The sequence below is a fragment of the Nocardia sp. NPDC049935 genome (genome assembly GCF_055586645.1).
Window position 1 is genome coordinate 1,734,184 of the sequence record NZ_JBVJHV010000001.1, and the last position, 5,078, is coordinate 1,739,261.

At 70.6% G+C, this 5,078-nt stretch carries 4 protein-coding genes and 2 pseudogenes; 4 read left to right on the top strand and 2 right to left on the bottom strand.

Going from position 1 to position 5,078, the window contains the following annotated elements; all coding sequences use genetic code 11:
- Positions 1-111 precede the first annotated feature (111 nt).
- The 4 genes and pseudogenes from ACZ6SF_RS07930 to ACZ6SF_RS07945 form a co-directional block, all read left to right on the top strand.
- Positions 112-495: a cupin domain-containing protein gene (locus ACZ6SF_RS07930; RefSeq protein WP_466061213.1), complete on the top strand. Its 384-nt coding sequence runs from the start codon at positions 112-114 to the stop codon at positions 493-495.
- A gap of 6 nt (positions 496-501) precedes the next feature.
- A complete protein-coding gene (locus ACZ6SF_RS07935; RefSeq protein WP_466061214.1) occupies positions 502-1,029 on the top strand; it encodes a dimethylamine monooxygenase subunit DmmA family protein in 528 nt (175 codons plus the stop codon).
- Positions 1,026-1,973, top strand: a complete 948-nt coding sequence (locus tag ACZ6SF_RS07940) for a PDR/VanB family oxidoreductase (protein WP_466061215.1) — start codon at positions 1,026-1,028, stop codon at positions 1,971-1,973. The genes ACZ6SF_RS07935 and ACZ6SF_RS07940 overlap by 4 nt, the downstream gene beginning before the upstream one ends.
- Positions 1,970-2,974, top strand: a pseudogene (locus ACZ6SF_RS07945) (heme-dependent oxidative N-demethylase family protein); the annotation flags it as partial. The gene ACZ6SF_RS07940 and the pseudogene ACZ6SF_RS07945, both read left to right, overlap by 4 nt.
- A 29-nt stretch (positions 2,975-3,003) precedes the next feature.
- Here the strand turns inward: ACZ6SF_RS07945 and ACZ6SF_RS07950 are convergent.
- Both ACZ6SF_RS07950 and ACZ6SF_RS07955 read right to left on the bottom strand, forming a co-directional pair.
- Positions 3,004-4,766, bottom strand: a pseudogene (locus ACZ6SF_RS07950) (penicillin-binding transpeptidase domain-containing protein).
- Positions 4,767-4,806: 40 nt separating this feature from the next.
- Positions 4,807-5,022 carry an MbtH family protein gene (locus ACZ6SF_RS07955; RefSeq protein ID WP_466061216.1) on the bottom strand — a complete coding sequence of 72 codons (216 nt, stop codon included), beginning with the start codon at positions 5,020-5,022 and terminating at the stop codon, positions 4,807-4,809.
- Between the last annotated feature and the right edge of the window lie 56 nt (positions 5,023-5,078).

Below are 5,078 nucleotides of genomic sequence, written 5' to 3' on the forward strand. Positions count from 1 at the left end.
CAGCGATGATTTCGACTCTCAACGTCCGCGTTACGGAAAGGAAATATCGCACGAGTTTCATTGAATGAAACACAGATTCTTCAGGTGATCCATCTCGGCAGTAGGAGAACGATGAACACAGCGGACGCGCCCACCCCACCCTTCCGCGTGACCAGCGGCGCCTGGAAAGACCTGCCGCGAATGCCCGTCGCGGAGTTCCCTGGCACCGAGGGCTTCATCGGCGATGTGTACGTCAACCCCGACAACAGTGTGATGTGCAGCGGATACTTCGAACTCCGCCATACCGACGCTCCCCTGTACTACGAATACGAGTACGACGAGATGAAGGTGGTGCTCGAGGGCGAATTCCTGCTGGAGAACAAGGAGACGGGTCAATCGCTGATCGCCCGGGCCCACGACGCGATCTTCTTCCCCAAGGGCTCGAAGATCTACTTCAGCACCCCCGGTTACGCACTGGCCTTCTACGCCGGGCATCGCGGCGCCGACCTGCTGTGAGCCCCGATGTCCCAGATCAGCTACTCCAGTATCCCGGCCTGGGCACGGAACCCGGTGCCCGCCGACGACCCGCCGCCCGACCGCACCGGCACCGGGTATCTGCTCGCCGGCGTCGGCTCCGCCGCGCGGACCACGGTGCGGGACTGGTCCCGTGAACTGCGGCCCGCACCGGTCCGCACCCTGCTCACCGACGATCCCGGCGACGGCGCACGGCTCCTCGCCGCGGCACTGCGCGAAACCACCGTGGGCGCCCGCGTGTGGATCACCGGGCCGGCCGGCGCCTGTCTGCGGCTGCGCGCCGCCGCGACCGCGGCCGGGGTGGAGGACGACGAACTGCGCGTCCTGGTCACCGGCGCCGGCACCCACGATGTTTTCTGCGCGCACTGCACGACGGTGACCGCGGTATCCCAGGGTGTCGGCGATATCGCCGGATGTTCGGGCTGCGGGCGCGATCTCGTGGTCTATCACCACGTGTCCCGCCGGACCGGAGAATTCCTCGGCTTCGCGGCCGACGGCGAACGGTGGACGCCGTGACCGCCGCGCGGGAGCTGACCCTCGTCGTCACCGGCATCGCCGACCCCGTCCCCGGAGTCCGGGTGCTCACCCTCGCGGACACCGGCGGCGCCCGCCTGCCGGGTTTCGTCCCCGGCAGCCATCTGACCGTGCGGGTGAACGGCCGCGCCAACGCCTACAGCCTCACCTCGGACGGTCTCGACCCCGCCGACTACGCGATCTCGGTGCTGCGTGTGGCCGGGGGACGTGGCGGTTCCCGCACACTGCACACCCTCAGGGCCGGCGATACGCTGGCCGCCCGGCCGCCGCGCAGCGCCTTCCCGCCGGTCGCCCGGGCAGCGAAACATCTCCTGATCGCCGGCGGTATCGGTATCACCCCGATCCTGTCGCATCTGCGGGCGGCCCGGCGGTGGGGCCGGGAGGTGCAGGTGCTCTACACCTTCCGGGCGGGATACGGCGCCCATGTACCCGAGGTGGCGGAGCTGGGCGGAGCCGCGGCCGAACTGTTCACCGGGCGGGCCGCGTTCGCGGCGCGGCTCGGCACGGTCCTCACCACACAACCGATGGGTACGCATCTCTACGTCTGCGGTCCCCCCGCCCTGATCGACGACGTGATCGCCGCGGCGGCCGCCGCCGGCTGGCCGCGCTCACGGATCCATGCCGAACGGTTCCGCGATGACACCGCCGGGACCGGGGATCCGTTCACCGTCGCGCTCACCGGATCGGGCCGTACCGTCGCGGTGCCCTCCGGTACCAGCCTGCTCGATGCCCTGGAAACGAGCGGACTCGAGATCCCCAGCCTGTGCCGGCAGGGCGTCTGCGGCGAATGCCGGATACCGCTGGGCTCCGGCGAACCGGTCCACCGCGATCTCTATCTCACCGACCGGGAGAAGGAGTCCGGTGCGGCGATCATGCCCTGTGTCTCCCGGGCCCGTCGAGACACCGTTCTGGAGGTACCGCTGTGACCACCGCGTCGCGTACATCACCGCTGTCCGGGTTCCCGTTCCCGTTCCCGGCCGATTCCTATCGCTACAGCACCAATGTCGAACCCGCGCGGCGCCCGGTCCGGACGGAGGCCGGGCACTGGGGCGCCACGCTCGTCGATATCGACGGTGAATACCACCGGGAGATCGGCGAACGCGCCGCGATCCTGGCGGCCGACCCCACCCGCCACGCGGTGCTCCCGCATATGCGGCCCGCCGCCTGGGACGCGATGCTCACCCTGATGCGCGAACTGGCGGCCGCCTACCCGCACGCGATGCGATTGCGGCGGGGCGCCGGGCAGACCTGGCGCTGGGAGAACGATCTCCTCGGCATCGACCGGGAGTTCGTGTACGGCGACGACACCGGCCTGCCCGATGATCCGCTGCGCTATATCTGCGGGCAGCTGCAGGAGGACGTGGTGCTCCTGGACGAGCGCGCCGGGCAGCTGTTCGCCGACGCCGGCGTGGTGACCTTCGCCGCGGATTGGAGTTTCGGGTTCGACGTGGGGATGAGCTTCCTCGAGATCCACGGCCCGGTGCCCCGGATCCGGCGCGAGGGCGTGATCACCCGGGCGCACGAATTCCTGCTCCGCCTGCAACCCCACGAACCCTACCGGCGCACCAACTGGACGCTGACCGTCGGCCGCAGACTGGATGTCTCCACCGAGCGCTATCCCGAATGGGGCCCGGACCGCGAGATGATCCGGCACGCCGGCGACGAGACCTTCGGCCGACTCGTCCATCTGCGCGTCGAGGTCCAGCACCTGCTCCGGCTACCCGACTCCGGTGCGGTGCTGTTCCTGATCCGCACCTATCTGCTGCCGTTGGCCGACCTGGCCGCGGTCGAACCCTGGCGCCGCCGCACCGCGGCCGTACTGGCCGAGCTCCCCGACGATATGGCCGATTACAAGGGCATCATCAAATACCGTGCGCGGGCGGCACAGTGGTTGCGTGCCGCGGCGCCGGGCCCGGACACGCCGCCGGCGATCCGGGAATAACGCCGCTCACGGGATCATCGCGGCGCCCGCAGCATCCGTCCCGCCGCCTCCACCGCGGGCCCGGAACTTCCGGCATCGGCCACGAATACGGCGAACGCGAGATCGTCCTGGATCCCGATGAACCAGCCGTGCGCGGAGGTGTTGTCACCGTATTCGGCGGTCCCGGTCTTCCCGAGCAATCCCGGGATATCGGCCAGCTGGGTGGCGGTTCCGGCGGTGACGGTTTCCCGCATCATCGTCTTCACCTGGTCGGTGACCGCCGGGGGCAGCGGCGCCGGGGTGCGATCCGGGGTGCCCGGCGAGCCCGCCACCACGACCGGCGCCGGCGGCGATCCGTGCGCGACCGAAGCGGCCACCAGTGCCATCCCGAACGGGGACGCGGTCACCCGGCCCTGGCCGATACTCGATTCCACCCGCTGCGCCGGATTCTCCGCGGGGGGCACATGCCGGTGACCGTGGTCAGCCCGGGCGTCACATAGTCCACGCCGAGACCGAGACGTTCGGCGGTGCTCGTCAACGCGTCCGGCGGCAGCCGCACCGCGAGCCCGGCCATGGTGGTGTTGCAGGAGCGCGCGAAGGCGGTGTGCAGGGGCACCTGCCCGAGATCGAAGCTGTCGTCGTTGGGGATGCGGCGGCCCTCGATATCCGCGACCCCCGGGCACGGGAGCACCGTATCGGGCGTGGCGAGACCGGCGTCGAGGACCGCGGCGGTGGTGATCGTCTTGAAGGTCGACCCGGGCGGATACAGGCCGGTGAGCGCGATCGGGCCCTGCGCGTCGGCCGCGCCGTTCTGCGCCGCGGCGAGGACCTCCCCGGTCGACGGACGCAGGGCGACGATCGCGGCCGGTGCGGCCACCGGGTCCAGAGCGCTGTCGGCGGCGCGCTGCAGGCCGATATCGATGGTGGACCGGATATCGGTGGTCGGCCGCGGGTCCGCTCCGGCGATCCGCTGCACCTCGTCGCCGCTCCCAGCGCGCACCGTCCAGCCCGCCGCCGCGTCGGCCTGTTGCTGCCAGAGTTCGCTCAGCCCCGACAGGGTCGGTGAAGCCAGATTCTTATCCGTGGTGAGCAGCCGGGTCTGCGGGGCCAGGGTGACGCCGGCGGTCGCGGCCAGGCGGTCGCGGATCGGTGCGATATCGGCCTCCCGCAGGCTGATCGCGGTGACCGGTTTACCCTGGGCGGCGGCCAGATCGGCGTTCAGGGACGCGGTGGTGATACCCGGGGCCAGCGGTGCGAGCAGTCCGGCGACGGCGCCGGTATCGGCGCCCGGCGCGAGCTGGACCAGCGTGACCACCTGCTGGGTCAGCAGATCACCGCCGGCCGCGTCGAGTACGCGGGCGGGTTCGGGATACACCGGCGCCGCCGACAGCGCGCCGGTCTCGAGACCCGGTGCGACGGTCGCCGGATTCCACCGGACCCGCCAGCCCGCATCGGTCTCCGCGGCGCTGCCGGTGGTGCGGTATTTCCACTCCCCGGTGTTCCCGGCGACCGGCTTCCAGGTGGCGTCGAGGGTGAAGGTGTCGTCCTCGACGCCGCTCACCTCGAAGGTCACCTCCTTGCCCAGACCGTCGTAGAGACCGGTGAGGCTGTCCGCGGCGCGAGCCGGGTCGTCGGTGAGATCGGCGGCGGCGCGGATATCGTCGGCGGTCAGCGCGGCCGCGAAACTCCGGGCGACGGTATCGGGTTCGGGCGGTCCCGAGGAACACCCCGTCAGCGCCGGACCGAGCGCGGTCAGCAGGACCGCCGACAGGACGAGGACTTTCCGATCGGTGCGCATCACCCTCGACTGTATCGCCGGTGCGCGGCCGCCCGGCCCGCTATCGCCCGGCCGTCGCGTCGCGGAGGCTGCCGGGCCGCATATCGGTCCAGTTCCGTTCGACGTATTCGAGACAGGCGGTACGGGTGCTGTCCCCGAACACCACCCGCCAGCCGTGCGGTACCTCCGCGAACGCGGGCCACAGCGAATGCTGCTCTTCATCGTTGGTGAGGACGAAGAACCGGCCGTCCTCGTCGTCGAAAGGGTTCGTGCTCATATCGGTCTCCCCACTTCCGTGTTCGTCGGTTGTCGTCGTGAATGCGCCGCGGCCGG

Coding starts and splice junctions, on each gene's coding strand:
- ACZ6SF_RS07935 (WP_466061214.1), top strand. CDS start 502: ATGTCCCAGATCAGCTACTCCAGTATCCCGGCCTGGGCACGGAACCCG.
- ACZ6SF_RS07955 (WP_466061216.1), bottom strand. CDS start 5,022: ATGAGCACGAACCCTTTCGACGACGAGGACGGCCGGTTCTTCGTCCTC.
- ACZ6SF_RS07930 (WP_466061213.1), top strand. CDS start 112: ATGAACACAGCGGACGCGCCCACCCCACCCTTCCGCGTGACCAGCGGC.